Here is a 20,770-nt window from a genome sequence, read left to right as displayed (position 1 = left end):
TCTCCCTCCGTCCTCCGCCTGCGAGCGACAATTTCGGTGGTCGAGACGCCGCTCACCCGCCAGACTGCCGCAGATGAGCCGTGATCAGCCCGACGTCCCTGCCGACGTGATCGCCACCGTGGCGCAGCTCCGGCGCCACCCGGTCAAGTCCCTGCTCGGCGAGGCCGTCCCGCAGGCACGGCTCTCGGCCTCGGGTCTGGAGGGCGACCGGCGGCTGGCCCTGCTCGACCGGGAGACCGGAAAGGTCGTCAGCGCCAAACACCCCCGGCTGTGGCGCGCGGCGCTGACACTCGCCGCGTCCACCGCCACAGACCAGGTGCACATCGCCTTTCCCGACGGCTCACACCTGCCCAGCACCGCACGGGAGTCGAGCGCCCGGCTGTCCGCCGTCGTCGGCCGCGCGGTCACGTTGACCGACACTCCTCCGACGGACGCGAGCCTGGACCGCGCCCGCCCGGACGAGGTGCTCGCCGGCGGTGTCGAGGCCGACGTCACGGTCGACCTCGGCCGCCTGGGCGCGGGCGTGCCGCCGGACGCGCCCCGCACCTTCGTGGACTTCGCACCGCTGCACCTGATCACCACCGCGACACTGGACCGGATCGCCGCGCTGAGCCCGCGCGGCAGCGTCGAGGCCGAGCGCTACCGGCCGAACCTGGTCCTCCGCACCCGCCCCGCGTCCGACGGCGGTCCGGAGGGATTCGTGGAGAACGACTGGCTCGGCCGAGGCCTGCGCATCGGCGACCGCCCGGACTCCCCGCTCCTGCGCATCGTCGCCCGCACCCCGCGCTGTGCCGTCCCCACCCTCGCCCACGGCGACCTGCCCCGCGACACCGCCGCGCTCCGCGTCCTCGCCGCGCACAACCGGGTCGTCCCCCTCGACGCGATGGGCCCCGAACCCTGCGCGGGCGTGTACGCGCAGGTCATCCGCCCAGGTCAGGTCCGCGTCGGCGACGCAGTGCGGTTCGACTGATCCTGCCTGGCCTACTCGTTCACGCCGAGCACCGTCGCGCAGTGGGCACGAGCCGCAGGCGACAGCAGCGGCACCCAGCGGGTGAGGAGGCTGCGCAGGGACGCACCGTGACGGGTGCGCATGTCGGCGCTGGCGGCGAGGACGTCCAGTTCGTTGGCGGCGGTCAGCTCGGCGAAGTCGCGGCGGGCGGAGAGGTCTGGGAAGGTCGCGCGGCCGGTGAAGCGGTCCACGAACGGCGCGGTCCCGTCCGTCAGGCCGTGGTAGGAGGCCTTGCGGTCGCAGGAGGCGTAGAAGTGGACGAGCTCCTCGGCGCCCGTGCCGATCGCCGCCACCAGCTCCGCCCTGCGGTCGAGCGGGAGCAGGGCGACCGGGAACTCGTCCGTGCCGTAGAAGGCATGACACAGACCGGCGAGAGCCAGGTCTGGACGAGCGCCCCAGGAGGTCAGCAGCGCGTCGACGCGGCCCAGGTGGGCGAGGAGCGTCCCGCCCGGGTGGTCGATCGTCTCCGCACCCGCCTGCCGCAGCAGCGTCAGCGCCCGTTCTCGTTCCTGACGCATCCTTCCCTACTCCCTCCTCATTGACTGCCCGTCAGTCCTTGCTCGCCAGGCGCTCCCGCACGTCCGCGACCAACTCCTCCGCCTCGGCGATCGTCGCCGTCAGCAGCTCCCCGGTCGTGCCCGCAGCGCCGAGCAGTCGGGCGGCGCGGCCGGTGAAGTCCGGCGGCGCGGCGGGCAGCGTCGCGGCCACGGCGAAGGCCCCTTTCTCGTTGAGGTACCAGCGCCGGGCATGGGCGAAGAGCGACTGCGTCAGCACGCCGACCGCGCGGCTCAGGCAGAGGGAGGTGTGCAGCACGTCGCCGCGCGCCGCGGACTTGCGGGCATTGGCGCAGAGGAACTCCGACTCCCACGCCGCGTCGCACAGGGCCTGCCGGAGTGGCTCCGGGTAGTCGCGGGTCTCGGCCCGCAGCGCGGCCAACTCGCCGAAGGGGTCGGCCAGTACGCGTCCCAGCGCGACCTCGCCCGGGTAGCAGGGCGACCAGAAGCCGAGCGGGTGGCCCGGCTGGATGCCCACCTCGTAGCGGCCCGCGCGGCAGTCGTCCCAGATCCGGCGGACCCGGTCGACATCGCGCAGGATCCAGTCCACCGGGACGCCGTCCACCGTCAGCCAGGCACCGCCGTTCACCCACGGCCCCCAGCCGCCCGGACCCGCCACCTCATCGCCCGGCACCTCGGCGCGCGGCTCGGCCGCAGCCGCGAGCGCGCGTAGGGCGTCCAGGTCGAGCGTGCCGCGGTAGTAGACGCCGAGATCCCAGTCCGACTCGGGCCGCGCCTCGCCACGCGCCCGGCTGCCGCCGAGCATCACCCCGACGACGCCGTGAACCCCCGTCAACTGCCGCGCCATGCGCGCGATCCGCGCCTCGATCGTGGCCTCAACCGCACCTGTCACCCCGGGAGTCTCTCATCACCCGGCTGACGCAGGCAGGTAGTTACGCGCGTCCGCCGGATGTCGGCTCCGGGCCGGTGAGGTCCTGGAGGCCGATGACGCGCAGCAGTTCCAGGCGTTCCTGCGTCACGCTGCCCGGCTTCGCCGTGTGGACGAGGAGACGCTGGTCGCCGCCGTCGTCGACGAGGATCTCGCAGTTGAGCTCCAATGCGCCGACGACCGGGTGCAGGACGGTCTTGACGTCGCTCCGGCGCACCGCCACGTCGTGGTCGGCCCAGAGCCGGGCGAACTCCGGTGAGGCCGCCAGCAGTCGCCGCACCAGCCGCTGGGCACGCGGGTCGTCCGGGCGGGCCGTGGCGACCGCGCGCAGGTGCGCGGCGTGGGCGCGGGACAGACGGTCGTGCTCGTCCTCAGGGCTCCGGTCCCGGAAACCGGGCTCGGTGAACCAGCGCCAGAACAGGTTGCGCGCCTCCGGGTCGCCCGTGTCGATGTCGCCCCACACCGCCTTGGCCATCGGGTTCTGCACGAGCACGTCGCCGAGCGCCGAGTGCACCGCCGCCGGGACGTCCCACAGCCGGTCCAGGATCAGCAGCAGCCCCGGACGGACGTGGTCGGCGACCGTCGTCGTGCGCGGCGGCGCGTGGCCGACCAGGTGGAAGAGATGGTCGCGCTCGTCCTCGCTGAGCCGCAGCGCCCTCGCCAGCGAGGCGAGCAGTTGCGGGGACGGCTGCGGACCGCGTTGCTGCTCCAGCCGCGTGTAGTAGTCGACCGACATCCCGGCCAGTGAGGCGACCTCCTCGCGCCGCAGGCCGGGCGTGCGCCGACGGGCACCGTCCGGCAGGCCGACGTCGGCCGGTGCCAGCCGGGTCCGGGCATGGCGCAGGAAGTCGGCCAGCGCGGCCCGGTCCGTGCGTTCTCTACGGTCCATGCCTCCATGGTCGTCGCTCGGGTCCGGCACAACCAGGGATCGCCGGTCCCCCGATCAGCAGGTCTCTCCCACGCCCGTTCCGCAGGTCGCAGGCTGGTACCCGGAACAAGAACGGGAACGGGAACAGGAACCGAGAGCGGGAAGGTGACGACGATGACCACGATTCTGGTGACCGGCGCGACGGGGCAGGTCGGACGGAGGTTCGTACCCCGGCTGGCGCAGTGGGCGGGCGCGGAGGAGACCGTACGGGTGCTGGTGCGGGACGAGCAGCGCGGGGCGGCCTTCGCCGGAATGGGCGCCGAGGTGGTTCTCGGGGATCTGCGCGAGGAGGCGGACCGGGCCAAGGCGCTGGCCGGGGTCGACCAGGTGGTCAATGTGGCGGCGGCGTTCCGTGGCGTGCCCGACGAGGAGGCCTGGGCGGTGAACCGGGACGCCGCGATCGCCCTCGGACGCGAAGCGCGCGACGCGGGAGTGCGGCGCTTCGTGCAGACGAGCACCAACCTCGTCTACGGCCCCGGCCACGGCCGCCCGGCGCACCCCGAGGACGTCCCCGCGCCCGACGCGGCCTGGGGCGTCTACCCGACCTCCAAGGCGGAGGCGGAGGCGGGGCTGCGCGCGCTGGACGGGCTGCCGCTGGTGACCGTCCGCCTCGCCTTCGTCTACGGCGAGGGCGACCCGCATCTGGAGCAGGTCGGTCGCTTCATCGCGGACTGGCCGGCCCACCGGCGCCTGCAGATGGTGCACCACGCCGATGTGGGCCAGGCCCTGTACCGGGCGCTGCGCACGCCGGGCATCGAGGGCCGGACCTACAACGCCGCCGACGACGCCCCGGTCACCGCCTGGGACCTGCACCGGCTCAACGGCACCACCTTCCCGTCGGCCAACGCGGACAACCCGGTCACAGACCCGTGGGACGGCATCGCCGACAACCTGTCCCTCCGCGAGGAGCTGGGCTGGCGTCCGGTCCACCCGTCCGTCTGGACCGCCCGCGACGCCGGAGCGCTGTGACCCGCTTCGAACGGGCTCAGACGACGCAGCGGTAGTGCGTCGTCAGCCGTCCGTCGTCGCCGATGACGTGGAAGAGCAGGGCGGGCGGCAGTTCCTCGTGCACGGCGCCGTCCTGGCCGGAGCCGCTCGGGCCGTGCTCCCAGGGCAGCCGGAGCGTGGAGACGACGCCGGGAGCGACCAGCAGCGGGCGTCCGGCGAAGGTGGTCGCCACCGGGGTGTGGGCGTGCCCGGCAAGGAAGGCGAGCAGGTTCGGGTGACGCTCCGCCAGCTCGGCCAGGCGCTCCTCGTCGACCTGCCGGATGTGGTCGACGTAGGAGTTGTGCACGACGACCGGCGGGTGGTGGAACCCGACCAGGACGGGGAGCTCGGGCCGGCTCCGGGTCAGCACGCCGTCGAGCCAGGCGAGGGTGGAGTCGTCGAGCCGCCCGTGATGCTCGCCCGGGACGGAGGAGTCGCAGAGCGCGAGGACGAACCGCTCGGTCTCCAGCACCCGGTTGACCGGCGCGCGGTCTGCTTCGGGATCTGTCTCCGCCCCCTGCTCCGGCTCACCCAGCAACACCCGCCGGAACGGGCCGCGCGCGTCGTGGTTGCCGGGGCAGACCAGGACCGGGTGCCGGGATGTCAGCAGCGTGCGCGCCCGCGCGTACTCGTCGGGCGCGCCGTGGTCGGCGATGTCACCGGTGACCGCCACCGCGTCGAGGTCGTAGGGCAGCCGGTCCAGGTACCGCATGACGGCGCGGGTCCGGGCCGCGCTGCGGCGTCCGGCGTCGATGTGGATGTCGCTCAGCTGCGCGATGACGATCATTCAGCCACCTTACGGGCACCCCCTGACACGGACCACCCGCCTGGCGGATCGCCCACCACCGCACCGGCTTGGCACGCTTGCGCCATGGACACCCTGGACGCCACCGACACGACGGGGCCCACGGACGCCGTCGAACCGAGCACCGCGCCCGCCGACGCCGTCACCGTCGTGGCGGCCCGGATCGGTGACGCCACCGGCGGCCTTCCGCCCGGGGACGGGGTGGGCGTCTTCGGCGAGGTGTACCTGCAGGTGACGGACGCGGTGACCGACCGCCTCGGCGACGAGGGCTGGTTCCGATCACCCGTCGACGTGGCGCGGCTCTCCACCCTCTTCGCCGACCGCTTCCTGGGCGCGCTCGCCGCCGACGCGTCCGCGCCGCCCGCCTGCTGGCGGCCACTGCTGGACCTGCGCCACCACCCGGACATCCTGCCGGTGCAGTTCGCCCTGTCGGGCATCAACAGCCATATCGAGCACGACCTGCCGCTCTCGGTCGTCGAGACGTGCGCGTCGCTGGAGTGCGCGCCCGACGACCTGGCCGTGGACTTCCACCGGATCAACGACGTGCTGGCCGCCGTCGAGGACCGGATCCGCGAGGAACTGCTGCCGCTGCCGCAGGAGTTGGACGTCACCGACCCGCTGCTGCACCTGCTCGGCTCGTGGAGTATCGACGCCGCGCGGGACGCCGCCTGGGCCTCGGCCCGGATGCTCTGGGAGCTGCGCGACCACCCCGAGGCCTTCGCCGCAGCGGCAGCCGCGCTGGACCGCTCCACCGGAATGGTGAGCCGCTGCCTGCTCACGCCCCTGGCGGGAGTCAGCAGACAGCGGCTCTGAGGAGCTGTGATCGGCCTACCAGCTGGCATGCAGCGGCTTGCCCTCGGCGTAACCGGCGGCGCTCTGGACGCCGATGATCGCCTTCTGGTGGAAGTCCTCCAGCGAGTCCGCACCGGCGTAGGTGCAGGAGGAGCGGACGCCCGCGATGATCGAGTCGATCAGGTCCTCGACGCCCGGACGCGCCGGGTCGAGGAACATCCGCGAGGTGGAGATGCCCTCCTCGAACAGCGCCTTGCGGGCCCGGTCGTAGTTGGACTCCTCGGCGGTCCGGTTGCGCACGGCGCGCGCCGAGGCCATGCCGAAGCTCTCCTTGTACTGGCGACCGTCGGCCGAGGTCTGGAGGTCGCCCGGCGACTCGTAGGTCCCGGCGAACCAGGAGCCGATCATCACGTTCGACGCACCGGCGGCCACCGCCATCGCGACGTCGCGCGGGTGGCGGACGCCCCCGTCGGCCCAGACGTGCTTGCCCAGGCGGCGCGCCTCGGCGGCGCACTCCAGCACAGCGGAGAACTGCGGGCGACCGACGCCGGTCATCATCCGGGTGGTGCACATGGCACCGGGGCCGACGCCCACCTTGAGGATGTCAGCGCCCGCCTCGACCAGGTCGCGCACGCCGACCGCGGAGACGACGTTGCCCGCGACGATCGGCACCTGCGGGTCGAGACCGCGCACCGCCTGCAGCGCATTGATCATGGACTCCTGGTGGCCGTGCGCGGTGTCGACCACCAGCACGTCGGCCCCGGCCTCCAGCAGCGACTTGGCCTTGCCGGCCACGTCGCCGTTGATGCCGACGGTCGCGGCGATCCGCAGCTTGCCGTCGGCGTCGACGGCGGGGCGGTAGAGGGTGGCCCGCAGTGCACCCTTGCGGGTGAGGATGCCGACCAGGTCACCACGGGAGTCGACGACCGGCGCCAGCTTGCGGTGGGCACCGGAGAGGCGCTCGAACGCGTCGCGCGGGTCGATGCCCTCCTCCAGGAGCAGCAGCTCCTTGGTCATCACGGCGGAGAGGCTGGTGAAGCGGTCCACGCCCTTGCAGTCGGCCTCCGTGACCACACCGACCGGCTTGCCGTCCTCGACCACGACCAGCGCGCCGTGGGCACGCTTGTGCAGCAGCGACATCGCCTCGCCGACGGTCGCGCCGGGCGCGAGCGTCACGGCGGTGTCGTGGACCAGGTGGCGCTGCTTGACCCAGGCGACGACATCGGAGACGACGTCGATCGGGATGTCCTGCGGGATCGCGACCAGGCCGCCGCGGCGGGCCACGGTCTCGGCCATCCGGCGACCGGCCACCGCGGTCATGTTGGCCACGACCAGCGGGATCGTGGTCCCGGTCCCGTCGTGGCTGGACAGGTCCACCGCCTGGCGGGAACCGACCGCCGAACGGCTGGGGACCATGAAGACGTCGTCGTACGTGAGGTCGTAAGGAACGGAGGGACGATCGTCCAGCGCACCCGTGCCGGGATTCAAGAACCGCATGACTCCAGCGTACGGATCTGTGAACTCCGGTTCATGGCACAACGCTCCAAGGCATCGGCCGAAAAACCGGCAGCGCCTTGGAGGATCATCCATATGGGATTGTAGCTAGCTACAAGCAGTTGCCGTCAGAGCGCGCGAACCCAGGGCGCGCTCTCCGTTGCGGCCTGCGCCTGCCCCCGCAGTGCGGCGACGGCCGCCGCCGGGTCGTCCGCACCGTACACGGCGGACCCGGCGACGAAGACGTCCGCGCCGGCGTCGGCGCAGCGCTCGATGGTGGACGCGGAGACGCCACCGTCCACCTGGAGCCAGAGCTGCAGGCCATGACGGTCGATCAGCTGCCGGGTCCGGCGGATCTTGGGCAGCATGATGTCGAGGAACGACTGTCCGCCGAACCCGGGCTCCACCGTCATGATCAGCAGCATGTCCAGCTCGGGCAGCAGGTCCTCGTACGGCTCGATCGGCGTCGCGGGCCGCAGCGCCATCGAGGCACGGGAACCGAGGGCACGCAGGTCGCGCGCGAGCCGGATCGGCGCGCTGGCGGCCTCGACGTGGAACGTGACCGACCCCGCGCCCGCCTCCGCGTACTGCGGGGCCCAGCGGTCCGGGTCCTCGATCATCAGGTGGCAGTCGAGCGGGATGTCCGTGGCCTTGCGCAGGGATTCCACGACGGGCAGGCCCAGGGTCAGGTTCGGCACGAAGTGGTTGTCCATCACGTCCACGTGCAGCCAGTCGGCCCCGCGTACGGCCTCCGCCTCCGCCGCAAGGCGGGCGAAGTCGGCGGACAGGATGCTGGGACAGATCTGGGGCATCTCACGCACTCTCGGGTAGACGATCTCCTGCCCATCATGCCGTACGGCTTACGACAAGGGGACGTTGCACCTCGCCAGGGCCGCACCCCTGGGAAGTTGCAACGTCCCCTTGTTGAGAACTACTTCTTCCTGAGCAACGCCAGATACATGGCATCGGTGCCATGGAGATGCGGCCAAAGCTGGATGTCCGGCCCCTCCCCCAGGTCCGGCACTCCGGGCAGCAACGGCCGCGCGTCGATCCACTCCACGTCGTCACGTCCCTTGAGGACGTCGTTCACGACGATCCGCGTCTCAGCGAGATGCGGCGAGCAGGTCGCGTAACCGACCACACCGCCGGGCCGTGTCGCGTCGATCGCGGAGCGAAGAAGCGCGCGCTGCAACGGGTTGAAGTTCGCGACGTCCGACGGGCGGCGGCGCCACCGAGCCTCGGGGCGGCGGCGGAGCGCCCCGAGGCCCGAGCAGGGGACGTCGACCAGGACGCGGTCGAAGCTGCCGGGCTGCCACGCCGGGCGCGTGCCGTCGGCGGTGATCACCGCGTACGGGCCGGGGTTGCCTTCCAAGGCGCGCGCGACCAGGCGCGCGCGATGCGGCTGGGCCTCGGAGGCGACCAGCGCGGCGCCCCGCTCCGCAGCGAGCGCGGCGAGGAGCGCGGCCTTGCCGCCGGGGCCCGCGCAGCCGTCCAGCCAGACCCGGTCCGCCCCGCCCTCCAGCGGCGCAGCGGCGAGGGCGGCGGCGACCAGCTGGCTGCCCTCGTCCTGGACACCGGCGCGGTTCTCGCGCACCGCGTTGAGGTCGGCCGGGTCGCCGCCCTCGGCCAGCCGGACCGCGTAGGGGGACCAGCGTCCGGGCTCCGTCGCGTCCTCGTCGAGCGCCTCGCGCAGCTCGGCGACGGTGGATCGGCCCGGGCGCGCGACCAGCGTGACGGCGGGGCGGTCGTTGTCGGCGGCGAGCAGTTGCTCCATCGCCGTACGCCCGGCGGATTCCGGCTGCCAGACGCCGAGCGCGTCCCACATCGCGGAGACCACCCAGCGCGGGTGCGAGTGGAGCACACCGAGGTGCTCCTCCGCGTCGTCCTCGTAGGGCGGGGCGACCTGCTCCAGCCAGGTGTCCAGATCGTGCTGGGAGATCTTGCGCAGCACCGCGTTGACGAACTTGGCCGGGCCGTCCGTCAACACGGTACGGGCCAGGTCGACGGTCGCGGAGACGGCGGCGTGGGTCGGGATGCGGGTGGCCAGCAGCTGGTGCGCGCCGAGCGAGATGACGTCGAGGACCGGCGGGTCGATCCGGCCGAGCGGGCGGTCCACGCAGGCGGCGATGATCGCATCGTAGCTGCCGCGCATCCGCAGCGTGCCGTAGACGAGCTCGGTCGCGAAGGCCGCGTCACGGCGGGTGAAGTTCACGTCCTGCTCGGCCTTGCGCAGCAGCGCGGGCATGACCAGGTTGGCGTAGGCGTCGCGCTCGTCGACGGCACGCAGGGCGTCGAAGGCCAGCCGTCGGGCCGGGTCCTGCGCGGGCTTGCGGTACGGGCGCTTCTTCGCAGGATTCGCGGGGCGGGGCGGGGTGCTCATGTGCGTCGGCCTTACGTGACGGTGCTGAAAGTGCTGCGGTCGTTATCCGGTTTCCGCGCCGACGGCCGACCGACAGCCGTTGCGGCGGGGGCGGGGGCAGACGGGCAGGAACCGGTTCCATCATGCCGCATGACGGGCCTCTCCTCCGCGCCGGGACGGCGCCGAGGGCCGGCTACGGGATCAGCTGCGGGGCCGCCTGAGGGAATGTCAGATCTGTGCCGCTCCCGCACCAGCGGTCGCATGCGCTTCACCCTGACGACACGGGACGGCTCTGTTCCGGCCGCCCGTCCTTGTCATCTTCGTGCGCACAAGACAAAAGCGGTGCCGGGACCGGGCGGGCACGTGTGGGCGGGGACGGGGGACGACATGGGATGGCTGAACTCCATCATCGACAGCAAGGCGGTGCTCGGCGCGCTCCTGGTCGCGGCGATCACCACCGTGGCGGGGCTGCTGTGGCGCAACTGGCATCCGCCCCGCGAGCTGTCCTGGTCGGTGCTGTACGACGAGGAGGTCAACAAGGGCGCCGACAAGTGGGAGATCACCTACCAGGGCACCGACATCAGCGACGGCAGCCTGGTGATCCTCGACGTGAGCAACCCGAGCCGGCAGTCGTTCCTCAAGGAGTACTGGGAGACGCCGCTCTCCTTCGCCTTCGTCAACCGGAAGATCAAGGGCTACAAGATCCGGGACCATGACCGCCTCCACGAGGACGTCAAGGCCCAGGGCGCCGACAGCACGGTGGACCCGCGGACGCAGAACCGGATCCAGCTTCCGCCGTTCTCACTCAACCCGGGCACCGGGTTCAAGCTGACCCTGCTGCTCTCCGGTGACCGCGGCCTGGACATGGAGGTCGAGCCCGCCTTCGGCATCCGCGAGGGCGGACTGGTCCGCCACGACCGACGGCCCACCCGCTTCTGGTACGTCGCGCTGCCGGTGGCGCTCGCGGTCCTGGCGGCGGGCGTGGTGATCGGCGTCCGGCTCGCCAACAGCGCACTCACGCCCAGCGCGGCCTGCGCGAGCGAGACCGTCCTGTTCCAGGGGTCCACGGCCTTCGCCCCCGTGGTCAACCAGGCGCGGAACAGCTACCGGCAGCTCTGCCCGAACGCCACCGTGCTGATCACCGCCGACGGCAGCGGCAAGGGCCTGGCCGACCTGGAGACGTCGGGCAGCGGCAGCAGCGTCGCCATGTCGGACGGCCTGCCCGGCTCGCAGCACAGCTACGCGGGCCTGACGGCGCGCCCGGTCGGGGTGGTCACCTACGCCCTGGTCGCCAACACCGCGCTGATCAGCACCTATCCCAATCTCTTCGGCCAGAACGGCATCAGCGCGGACGACCTGCGGCAGCTGTTCAGCGGCACGGGCGACCCCACACATCCCTCCCTGTTCGCGGTGGGCCGCAGCGACGTCTCCGGCACCCGGACCGCGTTCGCGCACGCGTACTTCGGCGGCGTCGACCCCGAACCCGCGGGCAACCGGCCCTGCGGCGTGCAGAACCCGAGCGGCTCCCACAGCTACTGCAGCGAGGACTCGACGATGGACCTGCTCGGATACGTCGAGTCGCACCCCTACGCGATCGGCTACGCGGAGGCGGACGCGCTGCCGTTCTTCCCCGACGTCCAGGTGATCGGGATGGACGGGCACATCCCGAGCACCGCGTCCGTCGAGGACGGCAGCTATCCGTTCGTCGCGACCGAGTACCTCTTCACCGACGGCGCGCCCACCGGGCTGACGGCGGACTTCCTCGACTTCCTCACCAGCGGCCCCGAGATCGCCGCCCTGCGTGGCCACGGCTTCATCGCCTGCCAGGACCTGACAGGCACCAGGCTGGACGGCGCCTGCAACGGCTGACGCAGCATCGTTGACGCAGGGTCGTTGACGCAGCGTCAGTCCGGTGCCTGCCTTGGCGCTCGCCCGCCTCAGCCCAGGCGCTCGCCCGCCTCGACGCGGGCACCACGCGCCCAGTCGCCCGCCGTCATCCGCTTCTTGCCCTGCGGCTGGACCTCGCCCAGCTCGATCTCGTACGAGCCCGTGCCGACCCGCACCGTGTTCTTCTGCACCAGCACCTCGCCAGGGCCCAGCTCGGAGCGCCCCGCCGCCAGCCGCACCGAGGCGACCTTGAGCCGCTCGCCCCGGAACTCCGTCCACGCGCCCGGCGCGGGCGAGCAGCCCCGCACCACCCGGTCCACCCGCAGCGCCGGCGCCCGCCAGTCGATCCTGGCGTCCTCCACACTGATCTTCGGTGCCAGGGTGACGCCGTCCGCAGGCTGCGGACGCGCCTCCAGGACACCGTCCTCGATCCCGTCCATCGTCGCGACCAACAGCTTGGCACCCGACACTGACAACCGGCCCAGCAAATCCCCACTCGTGTCACCCGAACGGATTTCCTCCGTCACCGTCCCGTAGACCGGGCCGGAGTCGAGGCCGCGCTCGATCAGGAACGTCGACGCTCCCGTCACCTCGTCGCCCGCCAGCACCGCGTGCTGCACCGGGGCCGCGCCGCGCCAGGCGGGGAGCAGCGAGAAGTGCAGGTTGACCCAGCCGCGTGCCGGGACGTCCAGGGCGACCTGCGGCAGCAGCGCGCCGTAGGCGACGACCGGGCAGCAGTCCGGGGCGATCTCGGCCAGCCGCTCCAGGAACTCCGGGTCGCGCGGCTTGGCCGGCCTGAGCACCTCGATCCCCGCCTCCTCCGCGCGCTGCGCGACCGGGCTGGCCACCAGCTTGCGCCCGCGCCCCGCAGGGGCGTCCGGCCGGGTCACCACGGCGGCGACCTCGTGCCGGGAGGCGATCAGCGCGTCCAGCGACGGGACGGCGACCTCGGGGGTGCCTGCGAAGACGAGCTTCATGGGGATGGGGGCCTTTCTCGGAGCGGGCGGGAGCGGGTGCCGGCCGGGCCGCAGCGTTGGACTGAGGGTTGGACTGAGGGCTGGACTGGGCCGGCGGTCGGGTCAGATCGCGCGGCCGAAGGTGCTGTGCGGCGATACCCGCACCTGCGGCGCGTTCTCCCCGGACCACTCGGCCTCGCGGATCGCCCGCAGTGCGGCCTTGCGCTGCTCGCGGTCCAGCCGGTCGATGAAGATGATGCCGTCGAGGTGGTCCGTCTCGTGCTGGATGCAGCGCGCCAGCATCTGGGTGCCCTCGACGGTCACCGGATCGCCGTGCATGTTGAACCCCTTGGCCACGACGCCGTAGGCACGCGGGGTGTCGAAGGTCAGTCCCGGCAGCGAGAGGCAGCCCTCGTCGCCCTCCTGCCGCTCCTCGGTCAGGTCCAGCACCGGGTTGATCAGATGGCCCAGCTCGCCGTCCACGTGGTAGGTGAACACCCGCAGCGAGACCCCGATCTGAGGGGCGGCCAGACCGGAACCCGGCGCGTCCTTCATGGTCTCGGTGAGGTCCTTGACGAGAATGCGCAGTTCCTTGTCGAAAGTGGTCACCGGCTGCGCCTTCATGCGCAACACCGGATCGCCGAAGATGCGGATCGGCTGGACGGCCACGTGCGGACTCCCGTCGTCTGGGTGGAGGCGTGCAGGGGCGACACTCGTCCCGTTCGCGTCGTGGGCGCGGCCAGGGAGCGTCGTGCACAGAAACACAAGTCTAGAGGTCGATCGTCGGGGGGCTCACGCCCGAGTTGCACGACTGCGACGCAAGCCGCGCGCGCCCTCGAACGCGCCCCCGATCGTGACCGATTCGACACTTCACCCGTTGGTCAAAGGAGATTGACCGCCAGAACCTCCCCCTCGCGGTCCGCCCACCGCCGTCCGAGAGGCCACACACACGTCATGGTCGACCACGCCACGCACGACGCCCGCGCCAGGGCCAGCCTCCATCTGCTCGTCCGGGACATCGAACGAGTCCGCCGCCAGGTCGATGCGCTGCGCACCCTCACCGCTCAGCTGGGCAACGTCTACCGGCCGCGCCGCCCCACCACCGCCGCGGGCTTCGTCGTCTACGGCCGCGCCCCCGCGCCGACCGTCCGCCTGGCGCAGGAGCTGCGCGACAGCGTGGAGGGCTTGGTCGCGGCGGCAGTCGAGTTCGACCGCTCGCTCGGTTTCTCCTGGGACGCGGTGGGCTCCGCGCTCGGGGTCACCAAGCAGGCGGTCCACCGCAGGTACGGCGTCCGCCGCGGTTCACCCGACGGCACGGCGCTCCAGCCCGGGGCGCAACGATCACCCATGGACGACGAACCATCCGGGATCGTCCCCTCCACAGTGGTGGCTGAGTCACCGTCACCGTCCCCCCTCCCGGCAGCAGCGGAGATCCCCCTCCCGCCGCAGGGCCTCTCCCGCGCGCCCATCCCCTCCGCCCGCCGCGGCCCCGCGCTCCAGTCCGGCGGCCCCCGCTACCAGGGCTGACGCCCTGGCCTTGGGCAGACGGGGAGTTGCAGTTCCCCTCGGGGTGCGACGAGATCTTTTGCGGACCGACGGGATCGTGCTACCACCCAGGGGCTCGGGGCTCTACCAATATGCGGCTCCGCCGCGGGAGCGCGACAAACAAGTGCTTTCGCGCTCCCACAGGTGGTTGCACTATCAGGGGCGCGGGGCTCTGCTTGATCAACTGCGCGCGAGTAACCACCCTGTGCGGATGGCCCTGCTCGTTCGGCGTGCCACGTGGGTGGGTGGCTTGTCGCGCCCACGCGGCGCAGCCGCGCATAAACAGAGCCCCGCGCCCCTGATGGTGCAACGTCCCGCTGCCCACGGCGCCCGCCGCGCAGGCGTCAGCCGATGTCCGGTGGGTCAACCCGGACGCGGACAGGTTCAGCACGCCCCCGGGCCAGCCTCGCTGCCTGCGCAGCCTTGAGCGCGGCTGCCAGCGCAGCGCCCTTGCCCGGGGAGACGCGGAGGAGGACGCGGTCCACCCGCTCCGGAGTCGTCGCCGCGCCGCGTCCCGCGGCGGGGGGCGGTGGGACGGCGACCGGGCCCAGCAGGTCCGTGCCTTCCGGCAGCCGGGTGAGGGCGAGCAGATCCGCGACCGCCTCCGGTGCGCCGGTGACCGAGGCCATCCGGGAGACCGGGGGAAAGCCGAGCTCCGCGCGCTCGGCGAGCTCGGTCGCGGCGTGACCCGCAGGGTCCCAGCGGACCAGCGCCTGCACCGGGCGGAGCGACGGCTCCGCGACGACCACCACCGTGCCGCCCTGCTCCGCGCCGCGGACCAGCGCGCTCGCGCCGAGCCAGCGCCGGAGCGCCTCCTCACCCGCGCGCAGGTCGGGACGGCCCAGCAGGACCCAGGCGTCGAGCAGCAGCGCTGCGGCGTAGCCGCCCTCGGCGACCGGCTCCGCGCCGGGGGTCGAGACGACGATCGCCGGCGTGCCCGGCACCGACGTCAACACACCGTCACGTCCCGACGTCCGCACGGGGACTGACGGGAAGGCACGGCCCAGCTCGTCCGCCGTGCGCCGCGCACCGAAGACCTGCGCGCGGAGCTTGAAGCCACCGCACTCGCGGCAGTGCCAGTCGGCCTCGGGACGCCCGCACCACGTGCAGCTGAGCGGGCCGCTGGCGTCGCGGGCCTCCAACGGCCCCGCGCACTGGGCGCAGCGGGCCTGCTCGCGACAGCGGGCGCAGGCGAGCTTGGGGACGTAGCCCCGACGCGGCACCTGGACCAGCACCGGCCCGTGCGTGAGCGCGTCCCGGGCGACCCGCCAGGCGAGCGTCGGAAGGCGTGCCGCGAGCGCCGCCGCGTCGCCGGCCTGGTCGTGGTCGCCGACGGTGCGGACCAGCGGGGCTGCCGCCCGCACCTCTGCGCGCGGCGCGGCCAACGGGCGGGCCCAGCCGGTACGGAGCAGCTGTGCGCCCTCGACGGTGACGGCGAAACCGCCGACCAGCACCGCCGCACCGGCCTCTGCGGCACGCAGCAGCAGTACGTCGCGGGCGTGCGGCTGGGGCGCGTGCGGCTCGCTGTGCGAACCGTCGCCGTCGTCCCAGGCGGCGACCAGGCCGAGGTCCGCGACCGGCGCGAACATCGCGGCCCGGGTACCGACGACGGCCCGCACCGCGCCCCGGCTCGCGGAGAGCCAGCGACGGTACCGCTCCTCCGCGCCCAACTCGGCGGTCAGCGCCACGTGCTGGTTCTCACCGAGCAGCTCCTGGAGCGCCACGTCGACCCGTGCGACGGCGCGCCCGTCCGGCAGCAGCACGAGTGCGCCCCGCCCGGAGGCCAGCGTCGCCGCGACGGCGCGGGCCAGCTCGTCGGGCCAGGTCGGCCCCGGCAGCGCGGACCAGACCGCCCGCGGCGACTCGCCCTCGGCCAGGGCCTGCAGGAACGTTGCGCCCTCCTGGTAGCGCGACCAGCTGCCCGGCTCCGGCGCCTCCGGCCGCTGCGGGGGCTCGGATGCGGGCTCGGCCTCGGGCCGGTTGTGCTTCGGCGGCACGGCGAGCTGGAGGACGTCGGCGAGCGTGCCGGCGTAGCGGTCGGCGACGGCGCGGCAGAGGGCGAGCAACTCGGGCGTGAGCACCCGCTCCTCCGACAGCACCTGGGCCAGCGGGGCGAGCGGCCCGGAGAAATCGCTCTCCGCGAGCCGCGCCACGATGTACCCGTCGACGAGCTTGCCGCCCTCGCGCCGGCCCTGCCCCTTGACCACCCGCCCCCCGAACCGGACCCGAACCCGGACGCCCGGCTGTGCGGTGGCGTCCAGACGGGCGGGCACGGAGTAGTCGAAGTACTGGTCGAGATGCGAGAGACCCTTGTCCACGACGACCCGCGCCACCGGCAGCGTCTCCGCCGTCGGCTTGGGCTTTGGGCGCGACTTGGCACGCCGCAGCTCAGCCCGGATCAGTTCGAGCTGCTCGCCGGGGCCCTCGGCTTCAGCCGAAGAGGGGGAAGGTTCGGAGTGGGTCATCGCTCCCCCAGTCCTACCAGATGCCAGCGACAGCTCCGAGCCGCTCGCCGGTCGGTGCCGGCGTGCGGTGTCAGCCCAGGTCGCGGACCGCTTCGGCGACCGGCGTCGGGCCGGACGTCAGCTCCAGCGTCCGCTGCGCGGCGGCGCCGGTGGTGAGGAGTTCGGCAAGGACGAGCGCGACGTCCGCGCGCGGGACGGATCCACCGGCGAGCGGCGGACCGGCCAGGGTGACGGCCCCGGTGGACGGGGTGTCGAGCAGGCGGCCGGGACGTAGGACGGTCCAGTCCAGGTCGCGGGCACGCAGGTCGTCCTCGGCCTGGGTCTTGGCCTCGATGTAGGCGGCCCAGATGTCGTCCGATCCCGCCGCCGGCGGGTGGCCCGCTCCCATGGTGGAGATCTGCAGGAAGCGACGAACGCCCGCCAGCTCCGCCGCGCTCGCCAGCAGCACCGAACCGTCCCGGTCCACCGTGTACTTCCGCTCCGCGCTGCTCCCCGGCCCCGCGCCTGCGGCGAACAGCGCGGCGTCGGCCCGCTGTTCGCGCAGCACGGCGGCGACCTGCTCGACGGTGGACCGCTCCAGGTCGAGCACGACGGGCTGCGCGCCCGCAGCCCTGAGGTCGTCCGCCTGCTCCGGCTTGCGGATCAGGCCGACCGCGGTGTCCCCACGGCGGGCCAGCTCACGGGCCAGGTGCAGGGCGATCTGGCCGTGGCCTCCGGCGATGACGACGCGCACGGGCGCTCCTCCGATCGTTGTGGGTCAGGCTCGGGTTGAGTCGGATCGAGTCGGGTCGGGCAGTTCGCACGATATCCCCGGTGCGCAGGCCCGGCCCGTCACCCGGCCGCAGGCCGCCGCAGCGTGTCGGTCGCTCAGGCTAGGGTGCGGCACAGAGGTGCGGAATCGGGGTCTGCGCCCAGGGGGAGGCTGCAGTGAAGTGTCCGGACATGTCGCGTGGTGCGCGGCTGAGCGCCCATGGTGCCGTCTCCACCTCCCTGGCTCTGCACAGTGACCGGGCGCTCCGGGAGCTCCTGGACGCGGCCACGCCGATCGGGTCCGGCCTCGGCGGGAAGTCAGCTCTGCTGGAGGTCGCCGGAACCCCGGTCTTCGTGAAGCGGATACCTCTGACCGACCTGGAGCGACAGGCCGAGCACATCCGGTCCACGGCGAACCTGTTCGACCTGCCCGTCTTCTGTCAGTACGGCGTCGGCACCATCGGCGGGCCCGGGTTCGGGGCCTGGCGAGAACTCGCGGTGCACACCATGACGACGAACTGGGTGCTTGCGGCCGAACACGAGGGCTTCCCGCTGATGTACCACTGGCGCGTGCTGCCGGACTCGACACCGCTGCCCGAGGAGCTGGCCGACATCGAACGGGCCGTCAGCTACTGGGGCGGCGGAGCGCAGGTGCGGAGCCGGATCAGGGCGCTTGAGCAGTCCTCGGCGAGCATCGCCCTGTTCCTGGAGTACCTCCCGCAGAACCTGCACCAGTGGCTGGGCACGCAGATCGAGGCGGGTGACGAGGCTGCCGACCGGGCCTGCGCCATGGTGGAGCGGGAGCTGGAAGCCGGCGTCTCGTTCATGAACAGCCGCGGGCTGCTCCACTTCGACGCGCACTTCGAGAACATCCTGACGGACGGTCAGCGTCTCTACTTCGCGGACTACGGCCTCGCCCTCTCCTCCGGGTTCGAGCTGTCGCGGGAGGAGGCCGACTTCTTCGCCCGGCACCAGACCTACGACCGCTGTTACACCGCCACCTACCTGGTGAACTGGCTGGTCACCGCGCTCCACGGGTTCCGGAGGGAGGACCGCGAGGAGCGGTACGCACTGGTGCGCGCCTTCGCGGGTGGCGAGCTCCCGACCGGGATCTCAGAGGAGGCCGCTGCGATCCTCACCCGGCACGCGCCGATCGCCGCGGTGATGTCCGAGTTCAACCTCGCCTTCCAGCGCGAGAGCCGACGGACCCCCTACCCACTGAAGGAGATCCACCGGCTCAGCGGGAAGGGGTAACGCCCGGCCGCAAGGCCTGGTGGAGCGAGGGCCTAGTACAGCCAGGGACGACGGTCGGCGTGGACGTCGTTGCGGGCGCTGATGCGCTTGTCGCGGGAGGCTGTCAGGTCGACGTCCGCGATGAGGATCTGGGTGGCGTCCGTGCCCTCCGAGACCAGGACGAGGGGCCAGCCGTCGGCGTCGACGATGACCGAGCCGCCGGTCCAGTCGACGCCGCGCTCGTGGCCCGCGCGGTCGGCGACGGCGATCGGGAGGCGGTTGACCATCGCGTCCGCCTGGACGCGGACGACCTCGCCCGGGTGCTCGCCCTCAGGGCGGGGCTCCGCGGGCCAGTTGACCGGCGCGCAGAGCAGCTCCGCGCCGGCCAGCGCGGGCTTGCGCACCCACTCGGGGAACTCGAGGTCGTAGCAGACCATCACGCCGATCCGGCCGTGCGGCGTGTCGACGACGGGCGGGGCCGCGTTGCCGGGCGTGAAGAACAGCTTCTCCGCGTCCCACAGGTGCACCTTGCGGTAGACCGCCCGGAGGCCCGAACGGTCCAGCAGGACGGCCGAGTTGCGCAGCGTTCCGTCCGGGGCCGCCTCGCAGAGGCCACCGACCACGACCACGTCGTGGCGCGCGGCGGCCTCCGCCCAGGCGGTGACGGACGGGCCGTCGACCGGCTCGGCCAGCGCGAGCGCCTCCGCCGGGTCGGCGAAGACGTATCCGCTGACCGGGAGTTCGGGCAGCACCACGATCCGCGCCCCGGCCTCGGCGGCCGACTCGATCGCCGCCAGGGTGGCGGCACGGTTGGCCGCCGACTCGCCCATCACCGGGGCGAGCTGGCAGCAGGCGACCCGCGTGGTCCTCACTGCGGTGTCCTTGGATTCCTTCACCGGTTCTGTCACCGCATCATCCTCCTCGGCCGAGCCGCCCACCGGCCAGCCCACCGACCCGCTCAGCGCGGGGCCAGCAACGAGATCAGCTCGTACGCGGTGTGCGAGGCCGCGACCGCGGTGATCTCGGCGTGGTCGTAGGCCGGGGCGACCTCGACGACGTCCGCGCCGACCAGGTTGAGACCGGCCAGGCCACGCAGGATCGCCAGCAGTTCACGGCTCGTCAGACCGCCCGCCTCCGGCGTGCCGGTGCCCGGCGCGTGCGCGGGGTCGAGCACGTCGATGTCGACGGACACGTAGAGCGGCCGGTCACCGATCCGCTCGCGGACGCCCGCGACGATCTCGGGGACGCCACGGTCGGCCACGTCGATCGTCGACACGATGCCGAAGCCCAGCCTGGCGTCGGCGATCAGGTCCTCCTCGCCGTAGAGCGGGCCGCGGATGCCGATGTGGGTGAGCGCGTCGGTGTCCAGCAGGCCCTCTTCGACGGCGCGGCGGAACGGCGTTCCGTGCGTCGTCGGGGTGCCGAAGTAGGTGTCCCAGGTGTCCAGGTGCGCGTCGAAGTGGATCAGCGCGACCGGGCCGTGCACCCGCGAGACGGCGCGGAGCAGCGGCAGGGCGATGGTGTGGTCGCCGCCGATGGTGATCGGCTTCGCACCCTCGGCCAGCAGCTCGCTGACGGCGGCGTCGACGGTGGCCAGGGCGTCGGTGATGTCGAACGGGTTGACCGCGATGTCACCGCAGTCCGCGACCTGCTGCTTGGCGAACGGCGCGACCTGCTGGGCCGGGTTGTACGGACGCAGCAGCCGGCTGGCCTCACGCACGGCGGTCGGCCCGAAGCGCGCGCCGGGCCGGTAGGACACACCGGAGTCGAACGGCACACCGACCACGGCGACGTCGACCCGCTCGACCTGGTCGCGGCGCGGCAGCCGGGCGAAGGTGGCGGGCCCGGCGTAGCGGGGGGTGGCCGAGGAGTCCACGGGGCCGATGGGCACGGGGCCGGTCGGCGGCGTTGCGGACGAGGGCGACGAGGGCATGCGCTGCACTCCTTCGGACGATCACGTTACGGCCGCACCGCACCCCGCCACGCGACGGCGGACGGGGAGCTTCGGCCTCGTGGGAACGATAGGCAGGGACCTGCTTCGATGCGCCTGTCCATTACGGACAGGGGTTCAGGAGTGGGATTCCATTTCGTACAGCGTGCGTACGGCGTCGAAGTAG

At 72.8% G+C, this 20,770-nt stretch carries 19 protein-coding genes; 6 read left to right on the top strand and 13 right to left on the bottom strand.

The window, feature by feature from the left end; genetic code table 11:
* Positions 1 to 73: 73 nt before the first annotated feature.
* Complete coding sequence (locus ABH940_RS20030; protein WP_370105881.1) at positions 74 to 970, top strand: MOSC domain-containing protein; 897 nt, start codon at positions 74 to 76, stop codon at positions 968 to 970.
* An 11-nt stretch (positions 971 to 981) separates the two neighbouring features.
* Here the strand turns inward: ABH940_RS20030 and ABH940_RS20025 are convergent, their stop codons facing one another.
* The 3 genes from ABH940_RS20025 to ABH940_RS20015 all read right to left on the bottom strand — a co-directional run bounded on the left by ABH940_RS20025 (position 982) and on the right by ABH940_RS20015 (position 3,341).
* The gene (locus ABH940_RS20025) at positions 982 to 1,527 is read right to left on the bottom strand and encodes a DUF6817 domain-containing protein (RefSeq protein WP_370105880.1); all 546 of its coding nucleotides are present in this window, start codon (positions 1,525 to 1,527) and stop codon (positions 982 to 984) included.
* A gap of 31 nt (positions 1,528 to 1,558) precedes the next feature.
* Positions 1,559 to 2,371 carry a DUF4037 domain-containing protein gene (locus ABH940_RS20020; protein WP_370105903.1) on the bottom strand — a complete coding sequence of 271 codons (813 nt, stop codon included), beginning with the start codon at positions 2,369 to 2,371 and terminating at the stop codon, positions 1,559 to 1,561.
* An 85-nt stretch (positions 2,372 to 2,456) separates the two neighbouring features.
* Positions 2,457 to 3,341 carry a helix-turn-helix transcriptional regulator gene (locus ABH940_RS20015; RefSeq protein ID WP_370105879.1) on the bottom strand — a complete coding sequence of 295 codons (885 nt, stop codon included), beginning with the start codon at positions 3,339 to 3,341 and terminating at the stop codon, positions 2,457 to 2,459.
* 153 nt (positions 3,342 to 3,494) lie between these two features.
* Here ABH940_RS20015 and ABH940_RS20010 point away from each other — a divergent pair, with 153 nt between their 5' ends.
* Positions 3,495 to 4,349 carry an NAD-dependent epimerase/dehydratase family protein gene (locus ABH940_RS20010; protein WP_370069795.1) on the top strand — a complete coding sequence of 285 codons (855 nt, stop codon included), beginning with the start codon at positions 3,495 to 3,497 and terminating at the stop codon, positions 4,347 to 4,349.
* 16 nt (positions 4,350 to 4,365) lie between these two features.
* Here ABH940_RS20010 and ABH940_RS20005 read toward each other — a convergent pair whose 3' ends face one another.
* The gene (locus tag ABH940_RS20005; RefSeq protein ID WP_370105878.1) at positions 4,366 to 5,154 is read right to left on the bottom strand and encodes a metallophosphoesterase; all 789 of its coding nucleotides are present in this window, start codon (positions 5,152 to 5,154) and stop codon (positions 4,366 to 4,368) included.
* Between the two features lie 84 nt (positions 5,155 to 5,238).
* Between ABH940_RS20005 and ABH940_RS20000 the strand changes: the two genes are divergently transcribed.
* The gene (locus tag ABH940_RS20000) at positions 5,239 to 5,985 is read left to right on the top strand and encodes a DUF5995 family protein (protein WP_370105877.1); all 747 of its coding nucleotides are present in this window, start codon (positions 5,239 to 5,241) and stop codon (positions 5,983 to 5,985) included.
* Between the two features lie 15 nt (positions 5,986 to 6,000).
* Here ABH940_RS20000 and ABH940_RS19995 read toward each other — a convergent pair whose 3' ends face one another.
* The 3 genes from ABH940_RS19995 to ABH940_RS19985 all read right to left on the bottom strand — a co-directional run bounded on the left by ABH940_RS19995 (position 6,001) and on the right by ABH940_RS19985 (position 9,838).
* Positions 6,001 to 7,461 (bottom strand): GuaB1 family IMP dehydrogenase-related protein, encoded by a 1,461-nt coding sequence (locus ABH940_RS19995; protein ID WP_370069801.1) that lies wholly within the window; start codon positions 7,459 to 7,461, stop codon positions 6,001 to 6,003.
* 125 nt (positions 7,462 to 7,586) lie between these two features.
* Positions 7,587 to 8,270: a ribulose-phosphate 3-epimerase gene (gene rpe / locus ABH940_RS19990; RefSeq protein WP_370069803.1), complete on the bottom strand. Its 684-nt coding sequence runs from the start codon at positions 8,268 to 8,270 to the stop codon at positions 7,587 to 7,589.
* 119 nt (positions 8,271 to 8,389) lie between these two features.
* A complete protein-coding gene (locus tag ABH940_RS19985) occupies positions 8,390 to 9,838 on the bottom strand; it encodes an RsmB/NOP family class I SAM-dependent RNA methyltransferase (RefSeq protein WP_370069805.1) in 1,449 nt (482 codons plus the stop codon).
* 366 nt (positions 9,839 to 10,204) lie between these two features.
* Between ABH940_RS19985 and ABH940_RS19980 the strand changes: the two genes are divergently transcribed.
* Positions 10,205 to 11,686 (top strand): PstS family phosphate ABC transporter substrate-binding protein, encoded by a 1,482-nt coding sequence (locus tag ABH940_RS19980; protein WP_370105876.1) that lies wholly within the window; start codon positions 10,205 to 10,207, stop codon positions 11,684 to 11,686.
* A gap of 68 nt (positions 11,687 to 11,754) precedes the next feature.
* On the opposite strand, the gene fmt is transcribed toward ABH940_RS19980, so the two are convergent.
* Entirely contained in the window at positions 11,755 to 12,681 is a 927-nt protein-coding gene (gene fmt / locus ABH940_RS19975) for a methionyl-tRNA formyltransferase (protein ID WP_370069809.1), read from the bottom strand.
* A 102-nt stretch (positions 12,682 to 12,783) separates the two neighbouring features.
* Positions 12,784 to 13,329 (bottom strand): peptide deformylase, encoded by a 546-nt coding sequence (gene def / locus ABH940_RS19970; protein ID WP_370069811.1) that lies wholly within the window; start codon positions 13,327 to 13,329, stop codon positions 12,784 to 12,786.
* Between the two features lie 285 nt (positions 13,330 to 13,614).
* On the opposite strand from def, the gene ABH940_RS19965 reads away from it, so the two are divergent.
* Positions 13,615 to 14,187, top strand: coding sequence for a hypothetical protein (locus ABH940_RS19965; RefSeq protein WP_370105875.1), 573 nt, complete (start codon positions 13,615 to 13,617; stop codon positions 14,185 to 14,187).
* A gap of 362 nt (positions 14,188 to 14,549) precedes the next feature.
* On the opposite strand, the gene ABH940_RS19960 is transcribed toward ABH940_RS19965, so the two are convergent.
* Both ABH940_RS19960 and ABH940_RS19955 read right to left on the bottom strand, forming a co-directional pair.
* Entirely contained in the window at positions 14,550 to 16,670 is a 2,121-nt protein-coding gene (locus ABH940_RS19960; protein WP_370105874.1) for a primosomal protein N', read from the bottom strand.
* 70 nt (positions 16,671 to 16,740) lie between these two features.
* A complete protein-coding gene (locus ABH940_RS19955) occupies positions 16,741 to 17,403 on the bottom strand; it encodes an NAD(P)H-binding protein (RefSeq protein ID WP_370069817.1) in 663 nt (220 codons plus the stop codon).
* A gap of 209 nt (positions 17,404 to 17,612) precedes the next feature.
* On the opposite strand from ABH940_RS19955, the gene ABH940_RS19950 reads away from it, so the two are divergent.
* Positions 17,613 to 18,674 (top strand): protein kinase family protein, encoded by a 1,062-nt coding sequence (locus ABH940_RS19950; RefSeq protein WP_370105873.1) that lies wholly within the window; start codon positions 17,613 to 17,615, stop codon positions 18,672 to 18,674.
* Positions 18,675 to 18,706: 32 nt separating this feature from the next.
* On the opposite strand, the gene ABH940_RS19945 is transcribed toward ABH940_RS19950, so the two are convergent.
* Both ABH940_RS19945 and speB read right to left on the bottom strand, forming a co-directional pair.
* A complete protein-coding gene (locus ABH940_RS19945) occupies positions 18,707 to 19,525 on the bottom strand; it encodes a nitrilase-related carbon-nitrogen hydrolase (protein WP_370105872.1) in 819 nt (272 codons plus the stop codon).
* A gap of 86 nt (positions 19,526 to 19,611) precedes the next feature.
* Positions 19,612 to 20,586 carry an agmatinase gene (speB, locus tag ABH940_RS19940; protein WP_370069823.1) on the bottom strand — a complete coding sequence of 325 codons (975 nt, stop codon included), beginning with the start codon at positions 20,584 to 20,586 and terminating at the stop codon, positions 19,612 to 19,614.
* Between the last annotated feature and the right edge of the window lie 184 nt (positions 20,587 to 20,770).

It is taken from the genome of Streptacidiphilus sp. BW17, assembly GCF_041262485.1.
Lineage (GTDB): Bacteria > Actinomycetota > Actinomycetes > Streptomycetales > Streptomycetaceae > Streptacidiphilus.
The sequence above is the reverse complement of the archived record's forward strand: the minus strand, read 5'-3'. Positions and strand labels throughout refer to the sequence as shown.